Genomic DNA, 16,572 nt, shown 5'->3' on the forward strand with positions numbered 1-16,572 from the left:
TCACGGGCTGGAGTCGCTGGCCGATTCGAGCGTTTTCATTGAGTTTGGTGATGCGTTTACTGACGACGAGTTGGTGATTGAGGGCGTGGTTACACACATCATCTACGATGCCAGGAATGATGTGTTTGATGACACCCCATGCATTTAACTTTTCGACAGGCACAAACGGCTCGGTGGTCGGGTTGCATTTGTTTTAACCCTCGTGGATTTCATGACAACACTTTCGGGTGAGGTATAATCGAAAAAAAAACGAGGGCTTAAAATGGAAAAGAACTTATTACAGCTTTGTTATGAAGGAGAATGTGGCGAAAGTTACATTCGAAGCATGAACGAAAATGGTCAACTGTATGTATCACTCTCTGATGTAGTTCGTACGCTTTCGGCCGAAAACCGCAAGATTGATGGTAAACCTTCTGCTCGCATGACTACGCTGTTAAATGCCGTCATTAAGACCTTAGATGGCGATGAATTCAAGAATGTTCCACTCATCATTGACGGAGTTGAATCTACAGAAACATTTCTCGCAGAACCGGGGTTGTATCGTGTTTTGGCTCAGGATACCACTGCAGCTGGTAAAAAATTTCAAAGATGGCTTTTTCATAAAGTATTGCCATCTATAAGAGAATATAAAACATATCCCCCGCCAATAGTTAAAGCTCGGTCAGAGATTAGTGCTTTGGCACATGGTTTACAACAAACAGTTAGTTTGTTAGCGATGGAAATTGAAAGGCGAGAAGTTCTTGAAGCTCGTGTAGAAGAGGTTGAGGTTAAGGTGAATTCGCTAGAAAGCCTCAGAGATTTGTCAAAGTTTAGAACTGTTTCACAAAGACTTCTTGAGCTTGAATTAACGAACTTGGCAGTAGATGAATTGTGGCATTGGTGTGAAAAATTAAGAAGTGAAAAAGGAGCAGAAAAAATAAGATGCCCGTCTGGCATAGCTCAGAATGCTTACTATCCGATTGCTATAGTCGATGAAGCCATAAATATTTACCAGGCGAATCTTGCTAATCGCTCAAGATGATTTCGACATGAAGTTGGTTACTTAATATAAATCCCGGCTAAAAGCCGGGATTTTTTTGATTAATCTTCAAAAAGGTGATCAAACTCTCCAAGAGCGAAAAGTTCTTCATCGAAAATGTAGCCTTTACTCTCGATATACTTTCGCTTTTTATAAAGTTCAAATTCTATGCTGGCATGATCTAGTGCCTCATCCTTGATGTAATCTGTATAGCCGGAGAATACAGCATAGTCATTTAATGTAAGCAGACGATCCAATTGAGCGTGCAGGGACTTCATAGTCATAGTTTTCCCTGATAGTGCTGTGGATTCAGCGAATAACAGGAATTGCTCAGAAAGAAGATGTAGGCGATATAACTCGTCAGGCTTTAGATAGTTTTTGCCCGCGAGAACTTCTTTTTTGGTGGGGAATGTACCTTCCATGGAAAATACCCCCATATTCTCTACTGAGTGGTCAGCACGATCTAATATGAGTTTTGAACTAGTCATGCCGGTGATTGCATGATGAAATTTATCCTGTAGAAGAGCGTAAAAACTGCGCACTTCTGGTGACTTTGGGTCGTAGTCTGAAGAACTAATTTTGAAGCAATCTCGAACCTTAGCATAAACCTGTTTTTCTTCTGACCTTATTGCGCGAACTTTTGCCGCTAGTTCGTCTACTTTTTCGGGAGATTCTCGGAGAGCCTTTTCATTGATGACAAAACCTTGTTCAAGGTATGTCTTAACTATTTGCGAACCCCACTGGCGAAAAGCAATTGCCTTCTTAGCATTGACTCTAAAACCAACGCTAATGATGACATCCATATTGAAATGGTTGATTGTTCTGCGAACTGAGCGTAAACCCTCACTTCGAACTACTGCAAAAAGTGCAGTAGTTGACTTTTCATCAAGTTCCCCATCATTGAAAATGTTGGATATGTGCCTGATTATACTGGTTTCATCGACATCATATAATGCTGCTATATCGCGAGATGTAACCCAAATATCTTTTGATTGATTATGTATCTTTATATTAACTAAAGTTTCACCAACTTTATAAACGGCGAGAGTCAAATCTTCTTGGTTTTCATCTGGACGCATTATTTGTCCCTAAAGTAACCCTGGAAACTAAAAAACGACCCGATCTACCGCCGGATTCGCGCTGTGTGTACTTCATCTGCAATTGCCGCAAAACTTCAGGCCGCACGCTGCGACCTTATCCGAACAAATCTTACCCACTAGGCATTGCTGCACCGCTTGCAACGAACCACACCATGAATCCAACCGCACCGACTAGCACTATAATTGGGGGAATAAACTTCAGATTCATCAAGATTTCTCAGTTAAGTTCTGTAGATCATCAGATATGACGACATCCCGGCCTTAAGATTCTTACGGATTCCATCATAAACGTAACGCGTAAGAGCGCAAATACTGGGAATATATCAGGGGAGAGTAAGACAATAAATTTTATGGAAATGGTTTGATACATGCGAAAAAAAACCTCCGTTGGTGACGGAGGTTCTCTCAACAGAAGGAGCCGCGTATCTTTTACGTATCCTTTTCTGTCCAGATGGTGTCAGTGCTCAGTCCTAACATTACCCATAAATTACTGGTTTATATGAGTTTGTCCCTGCACTGTCCTATCTAAATTGGTGGAGCTGGGGGGATTTGAACCCCCCCGACGCTGATGCCAACCCCGCGATGCTTAGAAATGGGAAAGCCTGTAAAATACCTTCTGCAAAACTAAATTTATTCTTCGTAAATTCATGTAGTTACAAACACCGTTTTTTGCAGATAAAGACATGTCTTAATGGCGGTATTTTCTATTCTAATCAATAGATTAAATTATTTACTTCGCTCTGCTGCTGCGTCATATGGAATGGTTCGAAGCCGCAGACCTGATCGTCAAAGGCATGGAAGGCGCTATCGCTAACAAAACCGTGACTTACGATTTCGAACGTCTGATGGAAGGCGCTAAGCTGCGTAAATGTAGCGAGTTCGCCGACGACATGATCGCAAATATGTAATTGCCAAATTGTTGAAGAATCAGCGGAGGCTTAATGCCTCCGTTTTTTTATGTCCGCGATTAACTGATAAATGTCTCTGAACAAGGGCAATGTTTCATAAAAAATTTCAATATCAATAATTTGAGTTAAGTCTGTTGAGGCTAAGTACAATTTTTTGTTGGGGATTCAGACGGATAATAGTTTATTTTTTCGGCCTTATTGTGCATCGGGGGCAGCGGTGTTACATATGAGCCACTTTTTACCACAGGAATGACTTTTTGTTGCGCTCACTCCTTTCAAGCTCTCTGTTCCGTATTGATCTGCGACGCCTGATCCTGATTTTAGCCGTGATGAGCGCCTTTGTGACGCTCGCCAACAGCTTTTATGCCAGCTATCGTGTTCAGCGCCAGTTACTTATCGACAATACGCTCGAAGAGAACCGCGTTTACGCGACGAAACTGGCCGCCAGCACCGAACAGTTTCTAAAAAGTATGCAGAAACAGCTTGCCTACAGCAGTGTGATCGCGGCGAGAAATTTTGACGATCCTGCCGTTCTGCAATCTGAAACCGCGCGTCTGAAATACCAGACCGACAGTTTTAATTCTGTCGTGCTAACCAATGCACAAGGCAAAATCCTGGCGACGTCTCCTGACAGTCTGCAACTGGTCGGTCATATTCTGAAAACGCCGGGTGCGCTTGAAGCATTGGAAGAACGCCGGCCGCTGATCAGTAAACCTTATACCTCTGTCGCGCAGAATCTGGTGGTCGTGATTTCGACTCCGATTTTTACCGCTGAAGGTAAATACCTCGGGTACATCGCAGGCACTATTTACCTGCGCCAGAAGAGCATTTTGAATGAGCTGCTTGGCGAGCATTATTATCGCGACGGTTCTTATATTGCGGTGCTGGATAAAGAGCGCCGTATTCTCTATCACCCTGATGCCTATCGCATCGGAGAAGTGGTGAAGCCCCGTCCGCTGACTGAAGCTGTCAGAAAAGAATCCAATGGCAGCCTGATGGTCACTAATCTGGCGGGGCAGAACATGCTGGCCGGTTACGCCGTTGTTCCTTCGTCGGGCTGGGAAATTATTACTCAGCGGCCGACTAATTCGACGCTTAAGCCACTGGAAGGGCTGATGGTCAAAGTACTGAAACATCTGACGCCGCTGGCGCTGTTGACGCTGCTTTGTGTCTGGCTGTTCTCCAGAATGATAGCCCGCCCGCTCTGGTTACTGGCGCGCAGTGCTAACGAAATGGATAAACCTGATATTTCCAGCAACATCCGTGAAATCCCTTCCTGGTATTTCGAGTCGAACCAGCTCAAGCGTGCTTTGCTGATTGGCATTAATTTATTGCAGAAGAAAATCGGCAAACTTAAATTCGAAACGCAGACCGACCCGATGACGGGTCTGTTCAACCGGCGCGGGCTGGCGATGGCTCTGGAATCGGTAGTGCAAATGCGTCAGCAGTTTTCTGCGATTACGTTGGATATCGACCACTTCAAGACGATTAATGATTCTTACGGGCATGACACCGGTGATGAAGTGATCAGAACACTGGCCGAGCAAATCCGGCATAACGCCCGTGAAAGTGACATTCTGTGCCGCGTGGGCGGGGAAGAGTTTCTGGTGTTGCTGCCTGACACGACGCTGGCAGAAGCAGAAATGATTGCTGAACGTCTGCGGCAGAATGTGGAAATATTGGTGCTGCCGGGGATCCGCCCGATTACGATTTCATTAGGTGTTTCTTACTGGAATCAGCAAATGGGCGAACCGGAGACGTCACTGAAACGAGCCGATGAGGCGTTATACAAAGCCAAGCAGGAAGGGCGTAACCGCGTGGTTGTCGTACCTGAATAACGTTTTGCTCAGTCAGGGCATTGTTTGCCCTGACTGAGTTATTTACCGGTAGCAGCTTGCTGTTTCTTTGCCTGAGCCGCCAGATGATGCCCGATGGCGCATCCTGCCACAGCCCCGATGACAGCGTGATGCTTCAGATGACCTGCAACTCCGCCTACCACCGCACCTTTCAGACAGCCTTCTGCCTGCGCCAGTGAACTGACTAAAAGTGTACCCGCCATTGCTAAACCCAGAACTGTATTTTTCACCTGATCTCTCCCAAAATGAACAAATAATGCTGTGGCAGAAAATGTCACATCAGGTATCCAGCTGTCATTTTGCTATCTGTAAGCAGGTACTGCCGCTGTTACGCATCACGTGGTGAGAAGCCCCGTGCCGCGGGTCGTTTGAGTTAAACAACAGTTACAACTGCACAGGCGTTTAATGGCTCATTGAACAACGGTTTATATTGCCTGCCCGCAGCGGGCAACATTTTACTTTCTTTAACTCTGCTAAACTTAACGTCAGTAACCGGCGAAGATCTTTCTACTTCGCTGTTTCCGGTTATTTTCCACCCGTGAAGAAGGATGCCGCTATGACGCATCAAGAGCAATTGCAGGCCCTGATGGTTCGCATTGACGCGCTGGAACAACGTGAAAGACAACTGACTTATGCCTCAAATGCCTATCAGGCCATTCTGACGACCTTGCTGGGGATCGTGGATAAAACAACTCGTGACCGGGTGATCAGCATGGTTGATCAGGCGCATGATATGGCTTATGCCAAAGCCAGTCTGGAGCAGAAGGGAAACATTCTCGGCGCAGATGACATTACGCAGCGCATTTTCTTATTTGCTCAGGGGCGAGCGGCGCAATCTAAATAACGGCAGGCTGATGATGGATAAACAACTCGTTACCCGAAAAGGTTGCGGGGTTTTTGTTTGTCTTGAGATCAGGAGCGGCGATCAGCTTTAAGCAGATTAATCGCTGCACCGAGCAAGATACGGCGCTGGACGCCGGTCGCCGTGACCAGTTGTTCATCGAGATACCCAATCAGCGCATCGGCACTCAACGGCTCACCTCTGTGGCGCATCTGAATCACGCCATCACCGATAATACGTGCAACTTCGTCCCAAAGCGGTTGGATCTCACTTTCCGAGAATTTCATAACAGCTCCCGATGTGTGATTTACGTACAATCTACCATCTGAGTGGCGTGTGGCAAGTGGGTTAGCGGAAAGAAGGTGAGGGCGCGAGGGATTTGAAGTGCCTTTCCTTACGCAGTCAAACGCCGTAAGGAAAGGCAGGCAGCATTAGTGTTTAATTACGTACAAGTCTTTGGTGTAAATGTAATTAAGCAGGCTGTCGTTGAAACCACCCACATACGGTTTAACCAGACGTGCGCTGACATAATGATACAGCGGAATAACCGGAGATTGTTCAGTCAGTACCTGCTCCGCCTGCTGATAGGCTTTGCCAACGTCGGCTTTATCCGTGGCTTTCAGGGCATCATTCAGTGCCTGATCATAGGCTGCATTACTGAACTTCGGCGTGTTCTCGCTGTTGCCTGTGCGCAGCGTATTCAGGAAAGTCGAAGGCTCGTTATAGTCAGCAATCCAGGCATAACGCACGACTTCATACGTCCCCTGATGCATGGTATCAAGCATTGTTTTCCATTCCTGATTCTGTAAAACAGCATCCACACCGAGATTCTTTTTCCACATTGACGCGGCGGCAATCGCAATGCGCTGATGCGATTCAGAAGTGTTGTACAGCAGATTGAATTTCAGCGGATGGTTCGGACCAAAACCGGCTTCGGTCAGCAGCTTTTTGGCTTCTGCGTTACGCTGTTCCTGCGTCAGGCTGGCTTCTTTTGGTTTAGCGAAAGTAAAACCCCCCGTGTTATCTGGCGATAAATGCCATGCCGGGGTTTGCCCCTGACCTAACACTTTATCGGCAATGATCGACTTATCAATGGCCAGATTCAGCGCTTTACGCACGCGCACATCGTTAAACGGCGGCTTTTGTGTGTTCATCGCATAGTAATAGACGGCGAGATAAGGGCTGACGTGAACCTGCGAGCCCAGCTCTTTTTTCAGCGAGGCAAACAACGGAGAAGGTACGGTATAGGTGATGTCGATTTCACCGGCTTTATAGCGGTTAACATCCGCAGTGCCTGAAGCGATCGGCAAATACGTTACTTTGTTAATGACGGTATGCGAGTTGTCCCAGTAGTTCGGATTGCGGACAGCGGTGATGCGTTCGTTGACTGTCCAGGTATCGAGCTTGAAAGGACCGCTGCTGACCAGATTTCCAGGTTGAGTCCACTTATCCCCGTATTTTTCAACATCTGCCTGGCTGATTGGCGAAAGGGAAGGGTGTGCCAGCATGCCGAGGAAGTAGGAAAGCGGCTGGTCGAGAGTAATTTCCAGCGTTTGTTTATCGAGCGCTTTGATCCCTAACTGATCGGCGGGCTTTTTGCCGTCAATGATATCAGCGGCGTTCAGCACATGCATGCTGCCGAGATAGCTTTCATAAGGTGAGGCTGTTTTCGGGTCGATCAGACGTTGCCAGCTGAAGACCACATCTTGCGCGGTAATCGGTGAGCCATCTGACCAGACAATGCCGGGACGTAAATGGAAAACCCAGGTTTTGTTATCTTTAGTTTCCCAGCTACCAGCCAGGGAAGGCTGTGCATCACCCTTGCTGTCGGTAGTGACTAATCCGGCAAACAAATCGCTGAGGATGTTGAACTCCACATCGCTTTCCACTTTATGCGGATCAAGAGAAGCGGGTTCACTGCCATTGTTGCGGGTAATTTCCTGTTTGGCCGCCAGCTCTACACCTGCGGGAACGGTCGCAGCGTAAGTGGTGTAAGAGGCAATAAAGGTGGTGGAGAGAAGAAGCGCGAGAGGTATTTTTTTAAAGCTTCCATAAGTTTTACGTATCGTCATTGCCATTTCCTGCCCTGTCAATATGGTTAAATATCAATGAGTAACAGGGTATTCATACCTTTGTTCGGTCACTTTAGCAATCTTTATGAGACTTTTGTTATTACTCTGTGAAAGGCAACACAGTGGATTAGAAATCAGCGTTTTCGTGCGCCGGGATCCAATAGCCATCAATAAAATCTTCGATAGGATAGCAGCCGGCCTGCCGCAAGCCCTGCTGGTGCATTGCAACGGTGCATTGTTTCTGAGTATTAAAGGCATCTACCACCAGGTCCTCACATCCTCCGCCCAGATAACAAATGGTCAAAACTAGAGCGAACATAGCGCGTCTCCTTCTTTGTCATCAGATTAAGCATAGAACTAATGTGTCCGTAAAAAAATGTAATAGCGCGCGTTTGCTGCATATTTGTCCGGTTGAAAAGAGGGGGTAAGGGCAGAAATGGCAGAAAAGAGAATTTCCATAAAGGGCATGATATCCTCGCGACCATAATTTTTATGAATGACGTAATGGAAGGAGCAGCTCATGTCCGAATCTTTAAATAGAGAACAAGAAATCGAATCTGATCTGGTTGCATGCCAGCTGGTGATTAAGCAAATTCTGGATGTGATTGAAATTATTGCGCCAGCAGAAGTACGCGAAAAGATGTCCCATCAGCTGAAAAGCATTGATTTCAGCAAGCATCCGGCAGGTGCCGATCCGGTAACTAAACGTGCAATTGAAAAAGCGATTTCATTGATTGAACTGAAATTCACTAAGCACGACAGCTAAGAATTATTGTCATGCCCGTGCTAACGGGCATGACAAGCCAAAAAAGTGTCTTATTTATTATCGACCACTTCGCCGACTTTTTTGAAGATCGGACAGTTCGCGACACCAATGACTCCGCTGTCAGAATGAATGTACTGAGAGCTGACAATCCCTCTGGCCGTTAAGTACTGGCATTTCAGGCCTAATCCCGCTGCATTCTCGCTGCTTCCGACCGTCACGCCGTATCCTGAAAATAGAAAAATAGCGTAAATCACAGCCAGTACAATAATCGTCTTAACGATACCCATTCTGAAACTCCCTAAATATCTGCTCCTGAACTATTCAGGATATTGATCAGCATAGTAGAAGTTACTTTTCAGCAAATGTCATTGCAGCAGATTCCTAATCATCACAGCCCTGAAGATGTCAAAAAAATTGGCCCCGTAAAGGGGCCAATACGTTACTGAAGAGTGTTATCAGACAGACAAATTACCAGCGGTATTTCATACCTAGGTTTGCTGCCCAAGGCTGGTCAACATCGCTGCCGCCGAGGTAGTTGACACCTGTGTAAACCGTGAAGTTTTTGTTCATGTCGAACTGACCCCCTAAACCAAGGCGGACAGCAGAACCATCAACGCCGTTATCGATACGGTCGCCGTTGATGTTTGCATCGTTTTCAGCATCTTCATACACATACGCCAGAGTTGCGTAAGGACTGATTGCCTGATCTGCACCCAGATCGAAGGTATAACCCAGGTTACCCCCCAACTCATAACGCATGCTGTCATAAGCCTGATCGCTAACATGCATGTTGTTGGTCATGCTGTAATCGTCATCGCCAATAAACACACCAGTAATGCTTGCATATGGAGTCAGATAAGCCTGTGGAGCGAATTTCCAGTCGTAACCCAGTTTCAGACCAAAGCCCCATGCATCAGTAGTGCTGTCACCTGATACTTGCTGACCGTTGCTCATGGTGCTGTCAGTAGAGTTGCTGAAATGGCTGTAGCTCAGAGAAGAATCAAAGAATGCGCCATTGTTGAAGTTCAGGCTGGAGTAAACGCGTGCTGACTGGTTGTCAGTATCCGCATCCGCATCATCCATAGACAGGCTTGATTTGGCGAAGCTTGCTGCCATACCGACCAGCCACTGGCGTTCGCCACCGCCTTCGGTGACTTTATCCAGACCAACCATAATGCCATTAACGTCCTGATCGTAATCAATTACGCCGTTGTCACCATTTTGCTGACCGCCAAAGTAGTTAACCCACACACCACCTTTGTCATTGCCCTGGGTGTGACGTGAACTGTTCATGCGGTTTTCTAAGGTGTCTTGTTCCATATGCCAGGTTGCTGCATTGGAAGAAGGCAGGCTCAGTGCTGCATTGGCGGTAGAGGTAATGCCTTGTTTAGCCAGCACTACAGTATCGTCATACTGTTCAGCCTGATATTGATAGGCGCCCAGATCAGCGGTGTTAGCATGAGTAAAGGTCGCATTGCCGCCGTAGATGCGGATCAGCTCTTTATTCTCATAATCAGCAACCTGGCCTTCGCCTGTCGCGTTATCAATACGTACCTGATAATTACCGTTGGTCACGCCATTGACGGACAGATGACCGTCAGAATTGATACCGATAGTGCCCTGATCATAAACATAGTCGGCGGCAGTTTTGTCGCGTGCGTTGTTCATGTCAGAGTTAAGAACATATTCACGGCTACCGATATCGAAAGTACCGTTATCAGTCAGAACCATATTATGCGTATCAACCTGACCCAGACCTAAGTTCAGTTCAGAACCGCTGCCCACTGTGATGGTGTTGGCGTAAAGAGACGCAGTTTCTTCGGTTAATGATGCCTGACTGCCTGAGTTCAGGCTCAATACATCAGTCTTAACATCGCCATGTGCGGCAATTTTCAGGGTTGACGCATTGGTCAGAGATATATGATCTGCCAATAGTTCCGATTCAGCAACATTCACCTGAGAACCGTTATTGACGGTTAGATCATCAATGTTTGATGATTTGGTTGTGTCCCACTCGGAACCGTTGTTCAGCGCGACATTAAACAGACCGCTTTGATAAACATCATCGCCAACCAGATAGCCATTGGTGCTGCTGAAAACAGAACCCGGCCAGATGCTGTTGGTGCTGCGGTTATACAGTGCTGAATCCATCTGAACATCTGAAGTGGCTGCGCCAACCCATTTGCTGCCATTGTCCAGTGTCAGGTTCAGTTCGTCTGTGTCATCCCAGCCATTGGTATCCAGCACACCATCTGCATTGCTGTCATAACCACCGACGTAATAGTTTTCGTCGAAGGTGCTGACAAAAGCCACGTCACCGGTAATAGTTGAATTATTGAATACGGCATTGGTTTTCATTGCGTTATCAGCTGTTGCACTTGCAACAACAGATAATGCAACGTCGTCGGCCGGGGTACCTGCGGCACTATTATTGCCGTAATCGCTTGGCTTATCGGACTGGCCGTAGAAACCGGTGGTCTGCAATTCTGTGTAAGAACCAGAAGTCAGCGCGGAGTCATTAACTGTCAGCGTATTATCAAACGTATTGCCGTTATTAACGTCAGTATCAGCCCACTCGTAGCCTTGGGTCAGCGCAATGCCAGCGACGTGAGAGTTATTCTTAATAACGATGTCACTTTCCTGATCCAATGTCACCGCAACACCCATATCGTAGGTATTCAGGGTTTCATGATCACGCACATTATTAGCATCGGTTACGTCGTAATCGAAGTGTTCGTAAGTATCGTTAATAGTGGAATTATCAATGGTCAGTTGCAAAGGTGACTGATCATAATCATTACGCGCATCGCCGCAATCGGTCGACATACACTCAGAAGTGATCATGCCGTTGACAGTGGTGTTGGTAATATTCAGCGTGTTGCTACTGTTGTTATCAAAGCCCAGATAGTGAGTGGAAATAACACCATTGACTACAGCGTTATTGATTGAAGAGTAGATGTCTCCGCCAACGTAGCCGTTATCTGCACCGTCATCATCTGCATATCCACGATAGCCGATATGACCCGCCAGAGTAGAGTCATGATAGAACGTGTCATATACGGTGCCAGATATATCAGCTGATATCGCCGCAGGTGCTGTAACTGCAACAGCGCAGGCCAGCGCTATTTTAGAAACGAAGAACTTTTTATTCCATGCATGCATTTATTAATCCCTCAACAAAAAATAGTCAGCATGAGTAAGCTGAAAATAATTCAGCTATTATGCTTTCATTTATATAACAGAAGAGACAGAAGAACTGTTCGACGGCGGGATGATATTTTAATGCATGGTTTAATTCAACAAGGAAGTTCCAGTGAAAGTTCATCAAATTTGAAAATTTATATTTAATAATTGCCGTGTTTTTAGTTTTGCATTTCTATTAATGTTTTAATTGTTGCTTCATAGTTTCTAAATAAATGTCTTTTATGGGTAAGCAGAACAGGCTGATTAAACCTGGTCTGATGCGAGCCAGGATGCGTGCTTTCGGTTCAGGCGGTTATTTATCATATTGGAATTATGTTGAGATATGGTCTTTCATGAAGTTAATGGCTTCCTCCGGTTTCTATAATTTCAATATGTAATGTATTATTACAGGGTCTGCAAAATTCATTTTTAAGAAATTCGAAAGGGAGATGTTATTTTTAAAGACAGAATGAATAATTGGTTTTATTTGACGCAGGTCAACTCTTGCCTGGTTAGTATATATAGATAAAGTGAATACATTTTTATTTATGATTTACGTATGTGATTATTGCAGGATGTTTGCCCGTTAAAAGCCGACGCTTTGTTATATCGTTGTTTAAGATTTTCATCGTAGTATGTGTGTCTGTTCATTCATCCGTTGGACGTCGCCTTGAGCCCTGATAGACGCTGTTTAAACCAAAAGAGACCTGCCATCAAATTGAAAAAGCCTGTTTTCAATGTCAGGAGGATCGTGATGTTCGTTCTTTTCCTGCTCATCTGCATAGGTCTTTACCTGCTTGCGCTTAACAGCTATTGCGATCAGGGCGGGAACTTTGATCTGGGCGCTTGTGCGATCACTTCATTTATCCCTTTTTAGGGGATCTCTGCCAGAAATTCTGTCTGCCACCAGCCCGGCAGTAAGAAAAGCCTGTTTTTTCGTTAATGGATTTGTGAATGACTTCCCTGATCAGCCGGTGATGGTAAGATGAAGGCTCTGAACATTCAGTGGTAGGGTAGTCAATGTTTGATTTCGCAATGGGCCAAAACAGCCTGGCTTCATTGGTGCTGTTCGCACTCTCAGCTTTGTTATTTTTGCTGGTGTGGTTTTTTATCAGCCGGGCCAGTGTCAGGGCAAATGAACACATCGCTTTGTTGCACGAGATAGCTGAGCAACAACGCCAGCAAACCGAGTTACTCAAGGTTCTCGCTGCACAGGCACGAGGCAAAGCGCCTCCTGTTGAAGCAGAGGATGATTCTGCTCTCAGTCTGCGTGGTTTTATTCCTGAACGATAATTTTACATCGTAAACCCGCTTCGGCGGGTTTTTGCTTTTGTTACTCCTTCATAAATCTGTCTTATTCTTCCGGTAGTCTCCACGCATGTGCCCTGCTGGATGGATGAACTGATGATCAAATGGTCGGAAGAAAACGATAGCGAAGTAAACCACAACATTGCTTTACTGACGGGAGAGGAACCTGAGAAGTGGTATCCCTACGGCGGTATGAAGGGCAAAGATTATTGCAACAACCCCTCCGACGCGTGGCCGATTATTTGCGCCAACAAAATCAGCATCAATTTTAAAGAGTTGCAGAGCGATCCCCTCTGGCTGGCTGAGATAAGCAGTCCTCATGGCCAGTGGCAGGCGCAGAGCAAACGGCCTCTTCGTGCCGCTATGGTATGTTTCCTGCTTAGTAAGACTTGCGCATAAGCAAAAGCGCAGAGATACTCAGGTTGTGACAAAGTTTTGCAAAGAAGTGATTCGAATAAGCGTCGCATAAAGCGATGCGTATCAAGTGATTAATGTTTCCTCATTTTGACAGTTGTGTCTAAGGCGGAGTCCATTATGAAGCGCATCATTAAAGGTGATAAAACTCTTTCCCATCTGGTGGTTGCTCATGCAGCTATCGACAGTCATGAAAAAGCCTATGGCAAACGCCGGCAGGGCTGGCCTTCAACCTATCTCATTAAGTATAAAGATGCGCGTGTAGCGGTCGAAGTCGTCACCCGCAGACAATCCTATGTTGCAACCCTCATGATCGGCGCCAGAAATCTGACCAAACTTTGCGGTATGCCTGCCTGAAAATCAGGAATACATTCCCGTAATCTCAAACCGTGTCGTTAAACCGACACGGTTTTGTTTTATACAGGCTTTCTCATCAGCTGGCGCCGGTAAACATTTCCCCGGCGGAAAGGGCGCTTCAGCAGCCCTGAAATCAGGCTGATCAGGTCAAGCACCAGCAACATTGTCCCGGTTATCGCCAGAACCATCAGCGTCAGAATGGCGAAGGCGATGACTTTGAGTGAAGCAGGGACTTTGATTCGGCGAAAGCGTGAGCTGAGCCACAGGCGGCCGTACTGGGTCTGAATCTGCATGATATGCGTCAGTCGCGCAGTAAATGAGCGTCGGCGTTGATTGGTGTTCCTGGTCATAAATTTTCTCCTTTTTGAACGTCCTCAGTAAAACACACAGTTATTAAGATTTTCTTAACCGTTGATAGCTGCTGAATTGGCACATATTTTTTCACTTTCTCCCTGTAGTGTGATTAACAAATATGCTACTTAAAATGATGTGTTCACATTTTCGTTCAAACAGGAAAGTTTTCCCATGGAGTCCTATGCCTGGTAAAAATCCCTATTACGATCCTTCAAAGTCTCATCATACGCCTGACGGTTTTACCAATGTTGAACCGCAGAACCGCCAGGAGGGGGATTTCAAACGCTGGAGAAAGGAACGTAAAGCCCAGCAATTGCCTGCACCGCCAGAGAAAGGCTACCAACATTTCATCAGCCAGTGGTGGCAGGAGGCGGATTTTAGCGGAACAGATGATCGTGTATGGTTTTTAGGTCACGCCTGTTTATTGCTGCGCGTGGCGGGACGTTACGTTCTTATGGATCCCGCGTTGTCGGCTCGCGCCTCGCCGCTGAGCTTCTACGGGCCTAAGCGTAAAACGCCCGTTGCTGCACCGGTTGAGAAACTGCCACCTATTGACGTCGTGTTATTTTCCCATAATCACTATGACCATCTTGATCGCGCGACCGTGCGCAAGCTGTTGCGACGTTTCCCTGACGTGCAGTTTATGGTGCCTTTGGGCATGAAACCTTGGCTTGAGCGGCGCGGAGCGCGGTATATCGAAGAACTTGACTGGTGGCAGGAACATCAGTTTGGTGATCTGACTTTTTCAGCCGTGCCAGCGCGCCACTGGAGTATGCGGACATTTTGGGATCGCAATCAGTCCCTGTGGTGTGGCTGGGTCGTCAGAAACACTGATTTGCGCTTCTATTTTTCCGGGGACAGTGGTTATAGCAATCAGTTTGAACTGATCGGTCAGCGTCTCGGGCCATTCGATTTAGCCGCCATTCCCATCGGCGCCTATGCACCAAGATGGTTCATGAGCGCGCAGCATATGGATCCGCAGCAGGCTGTGACGGTCTTTTCGCAACTACGTTGTCAGAAAGCCGTGCCGATCCACTGGGGGGTTTTTGAATTAGCTGATGATTCGCTGGATCAACCATTAAACGAATTAGCGGAAGCTATATCTCAAAGTGACTCGCCTGAAATGGAATTTAAACCCTTAAAAATTGGTGCGAGCATTTCTAAAGATTGAATATCATTTTCCCGTTGCAGAGGGATTATAAAGTGCAATTTAGGGCTTGTTAAATGAGAAGTATTATCAATTAAAGCTTTGCATTTATGATGACTTACAAAATGAAGGGGTTATTGATTTGTTAATTGATATCCATGGAAGGATAATGTTCCCTTATCAGATATTTTGCGCGTGGAATAATTATTCGTATCGGTAAACGTAAAAATCAGCTGATGGAGCGTTATCCCTGAAATTTATTGATATACAGTGCATTATGCTGATTGCGCTGTCGTAAGGTCCTTGCCAGTCATGCCGTCGCAGCACCCATTGCGCGCCCGTTTTCCCAGAGCACGATAATGATGATTTGAGATTCCGATCACGGTATTTAATAATAAATTTTTATAACGATATTTTTTATATGAATAAGTGAGTTTTAAAAGTTTGCGCAAGTGTTATACCAATTTAACCAACTCGCAAACTTTAATTCATTATAATGTCAAAAACGAGATGATAAGAAAACTGTATTAGAAGAGCGAGGGGTTTAGAATTGAAACACCGAAGGCGTTGAGTGATGTTATGTATTATCGGCTACACGCCGAAGGCGCACAGTTTAGGTGCATTTATTGCGGTCTGCGTTTTGTTTTGCACCATTTTATCCTTCCCTAGCGTAATTGATTATTGCATAACCAGTCATATTGTCTGGCTATGTCTTTAACCGGTTGCCCGTTCTGTTGTACAAGTGAGCACCTTGCCCGACAGACCCGCTGTCACCCGAACCTGACCTGACCCGGGGTGTTGCTTTACCGCGCCTTATCAGGCCATCAGGAAAAGGTTTTGGCCGATCTTGACAATAAAAATTCAAATAAAGGTGTGTTTTACGCTTACTGTTCTGCATTAAATGATCAATAATCAAAAACAGGTCGTTATTGTTTTGTTTGATATGCAGGTGAAACTGCAAAGCAGAAAAAAGCATGTCTATCAACATATTTCAGCATAACTGAACACGAAGTGCCTTTAACCGGCTCAAATATGTGCGACATGTCCATCACTGATTAAAAATGGCTTGCCATCGAATTCAGAGTATGTGATAACGCATCTGGGTAAAACGAGGTACAGTTCTGTATATGTGTGGCATTTTCAGTATAGAAGTTCTGAGTAAAGACGTTCACGTTGAATACCGCTTCTCTGCCGATTCTAATCTTAGTGCCTCAAGCAGTAACGACTCTAGTTTGTCTATGTAACGCC

19 protein-coding genes and 1 pseudogene are annotated in these 16,572 nt (G+C 45.8%); 11 read left to right on the forward strand and 9 right to left on the reverse strand.

Annotation, left to right across the window (positions count from 1 at the left end):
• The first annotated feature begins 262 nt into the window (after nucleotides 1-262).
• Entirely contained in the window at nucleotides 263-1,021 is a 759-nt protein-coding gene (locus tag ACJY2G_RS20480; protein WP_439292036.1) for a BRO-N domain-containing protein, read from the forward strand.
• A 59-nt stretch (nucleotides 1,022-1,080) separates the two neighbouring features.
• On the opposite strand, the gene rhuM is transcribed toward ACJY2G_RS20480, so the two are convergent.
• On the reverse strand, nucleotides 1,081-2,097 hold the full coding sequence (rhuM, locus tag ACJY2G_RS20485; RefSeq protein ID WP_439292037.1) for a RhuM family protein: 1,017 nt from the start codon (nucleotides 2,095-2,097) through the stop codon (nucleotides 1,081-1,083).
• A 130-nt stretch (nucleotides 2,098-2,227) separates the two neighbouring features.
• Complete coding sequence (locus tag ACJY2G_RS20490; protein WP_439292038.1) at nucleotides 2,228-2,326, reverse strand: YoaK family small membrane protein; 99 nt, start codon at nucleotides 2,324-2,326, stop codon at nucleotides 2,228-2,230.
• Between the two features lie 535 nt (nucleotides 2,327-2,861).
• Between ACJY2G_RS20490 and ACJY2G_RS20495 the strand changes: the two are divergent.
• A pseudogene (locus ACJY2G_RS20495) lies at nucleotides 2,862-3,026 on the forward strand (NADP-dependent isocitrate dehydrogenase); the annotation flags it as partial.
• A gap of 329 nt (nucleotides 3,027-3,355) precedes the next feature.
• Nucleotides 3,356-4,864 carry a sensor domain-containing diguanylate cyclase gene (locus ACJY2G_RS20500; protein ID WP_120160743.1) on the forward strand — a complete coding sequence of 503 codons (1,509 nt, stop codon included), beginning with the start codon at nucleotides 3,356-3,358 and terminating at the stop codon, nucleotides 4,862-4,864.
• A 38-nt stretch (nucleotides 4,865-4,902) separates the two neighbouring features.
• Here the strand turns inward: ACJY2G_RS20500 and ACJY2G_RS20505 are convergent, their stop codons facing one another.
• On the reverse strand, nucleotides 4,903-5,112 hold the full coding sequence (locus ACJY2G_RS20505; protein WP_430319080.1) for a hypothetical protein: 210 nt from the start codon (nucleotides 5,110-5,112) through the stop codon (nucleotides 4,903-4,905).
• Nucleotides 5,113-5,438: 326 nt separating this feature from the next.
• Between ACJY2G_RS20505 and ACJY2G_RS20510 the strand changes: the two genes are divergently transcribed.
• Nucleotides 5,439-5,726: a hypothetical protein gene (locus ACJY2G_RS20510; RefSeq protein ID WP_112291083.1), complete on the forward strand. Its 288-nt coding sequence runs from the start codon at nucleotides 5,439-5,441 to the stop codon at nucleotides 5,724-5,726.
• A gap of 68 nt (nucleotides 5,727-5,794) precedes the next feature.
• Here the strand turns inward: ACJY2G_RS20510 and ACJY2G_RS20515 are convergent, their stop codons facing one another.
• From ACJY2G_RS20515 to ACJY2G_RS20525, 3 genes are all read right to left on the reverse strand, one after another.
• Entirely contained in the window at nucleotides 5,795-6,010 is a 216-nt protein-coding gene (locus ACJY2G_RS20515) for a hypothetical protein (RefSeq protein WP_112291082.1), read from the reverse strand.
• 144 nt (nucleotides 6,011-6,154) lie between these two features.
• Nucleotides 6,155-7,795 carry an ABC transporter substrate-binding protein gene (locus tag ACJY2G_RS20520; RefSeq protein WP_430319081.1) on the reverse strand — a complete coding sequence of 547 codons (1,641 nt, stop codon included), beginning with the start codon at nucleotides 7,793-7,795 and terminating at the stop codon, nucleotides 6,155-6,157.
• Between the two features lie 127 nt (nucleotides 7,796-7,922).
• Nucleotides 7,923-8,114 carry a YebW family protein gene (locus tag ACJY2G_RS20525; RefSeq protein WP_095921376.1) on the reverse strand — a complete coding sequence of 64 codons (192 nt, stop codon included), beginning with the start codon at nucleotides 8,112-8,114 and terminating at the stop codon, nucleotides 7,923-7,925.
• A 201-nt stretch (nucleotides 8,115-8,315) separates the two neighbouring features.
• Here ACJY2G_RS20525 and ACJY2G_RS20530 point away from each other — a divergent pair, with 201 nt between their 5' ends.
• A complete protein-coding gene (locus ACJY2G_RS20530; RefSeq protein WP_015697897.1) occupies nucleotides 8,316-8,561 on the forward strand; it encodes a DUF2766 family protein in 246 nt (81 codons plus the stop codon).
• A 50-nt stretch (nucleotides 8,562-8,611) separates the two neighbouring features.
• Here ACJY2G_RS20530 and ACJY2G_RS20535 read toward each other — a convergent pair whose 3' ends face one another.
• Nucleotides 8,612-8,848 (reverse strand): YobH family protein, encoded by a 237-nt coding sequence (locus ACJY2G_RS20535; protein ID WP_112291078.1) that lies wholly within the window; start codon nucleotides 8,846-8,848, stop codon nucleotides 8,612-8,614.
• 181 nt (nucleotides 8,849-9,029) lie between these two features.
• Complete coding sequence (locus tag ACJY2G_RS20540; RefSeq protein WP_430319082.1) at nucleotides 9,030-11,723, reverse strand: autotransporter outer membrane beta-barrel domain-containing protein; 2,694 nt, start codon at nucleotides 11,721-11,723, stop codon at nucleotides 9,030-9,032.
• Nucleotides 11,724-12,498: 775 nt separating this feature from the next.
• On the opposite strand from ACJY2G_RS20540, the gene mgrB reads away from it, so the two are divergent.
• The 4 genes from mgrB to ACJY2G_RS20560 all read left to right on the forward strand — a co-directional run bounded on the left by mgrB (nucleotide 12,499) and on the right by ACJY2G_RS20560 (nucleotide 13,823).
• On the forward strand, nucleotides 12,499-12,621 hold the full coding sequence (gene mgrB / locus ACJY2G_RS20545) for a PhoP/PhoQ regulator MgrB (protein WP_430319083.1): 123 nt from the start codon (nucleotides 12,499-12,501) through the stop codon (nucleotides 12,619-12,621).
• Nucleotides 12,622-12,764: 143 nt separating this feature from the next.
• Nucleotides 12,765-13,037: a YebO family protein gene (locus ACJY2G_RS20550; RefSeq protein ID WP_120160671.1), complete on the forward strand. Its 273-nt coding sequence runs from the start codon at nucleotides 12,765-12,767 to the stop codon at nucleotides 13,035-13,037.
• 111 nt (nucleotides 13,038-13,148) lie between these two features.
• Nucleotides 13,149-13,451, forward strand: coding sequence for a phage protein NinX family protein (locus ACJY2G_RS20555; protein ID WP_112291072.1), 303 nt, complete (start codon nucleotides 13,149-13,151; stop codon nucleotides 13,449-13,451).
• A gap of 135 nt (nucleotides 13,452-13,586) precedes the next feature.
• Nucleotides 13,587-13,823 (forward strand): DUF4060 family protein, encoded by a 237-nt coding sequence (locus tag ACJY2G_RS20560; protein WP_013576199.1) that lies wholly within the window; start codon nucleotides 13,587-13,589, stop codon nucleotides 13,821-13,823.
• Between the two features lie 59 nt (nucleotides 13,824-13,882).
• Here the strand turns inward: ACJY2G_RS20560 and ACJY2G_RS20565 are convergent, their stop codons facing one another.
• A complete protein-coding gene (locus ACJY2G_RS20565) occupies nucleotides 13,883-14,173 on the reverse strand; it encodes a hypothetical protein (protein ID WP_120160673.1) in 291 nt (96 codons plus the stop codon).
• 185 nt (nucleotides 14,174-14,358) lie between these two features.
• On the opposite strand from ACJY2G_RS20565, the gene ACJY2G_RS20570 reads away from it, so the two are divergent.
• Both ACJY2G_RS20570 and ACJY2G_RS20575 read left to right on the forward strand, forming a co-directional pair.
• The gene (locus tag ACJY2G_RS20570; protein WP_120160675.1) at nucleotides 14,359-15,348 is read left to right on the forward strand and encodes an MBL fold metallo-hydrolase; all 990 of its coding nucleotides are present in this window, start codon (nucleotides 14,359-14,361) and stop codon (nucleotides 15,346-15,348) included.
• A 1,103-nt stretch (nucleotides 15,349-16,451) separates the two neighbouring features.
• The gene (locus ACJY2G_RS20575; protein ID WP_071823629.1) at nucleotides 16,452-16,568 is read left to right on the forward strand and encodes a DUF2627 domain-containing protein; all 117 of its coding nucleotides are present in this window, start codon (nucleotides 16,452-16,454) and stop codon (nucleotides 16,566-16,568) included.
• The last annotated feature ends 4 nt before the right edge of the window (nucleotides 16,569-16,572 follow it).

Origin of the sequence: Rahnella sp. ATs2, from assembly GCF_051851855.1 — a bacterium.
Classification (GTDB): Bacteria; Pseudomonadota; Gammaproteobacteria; order Enterobacterales; family Enterobacteriaceae; genus Rahnella; species Rahnella variigena.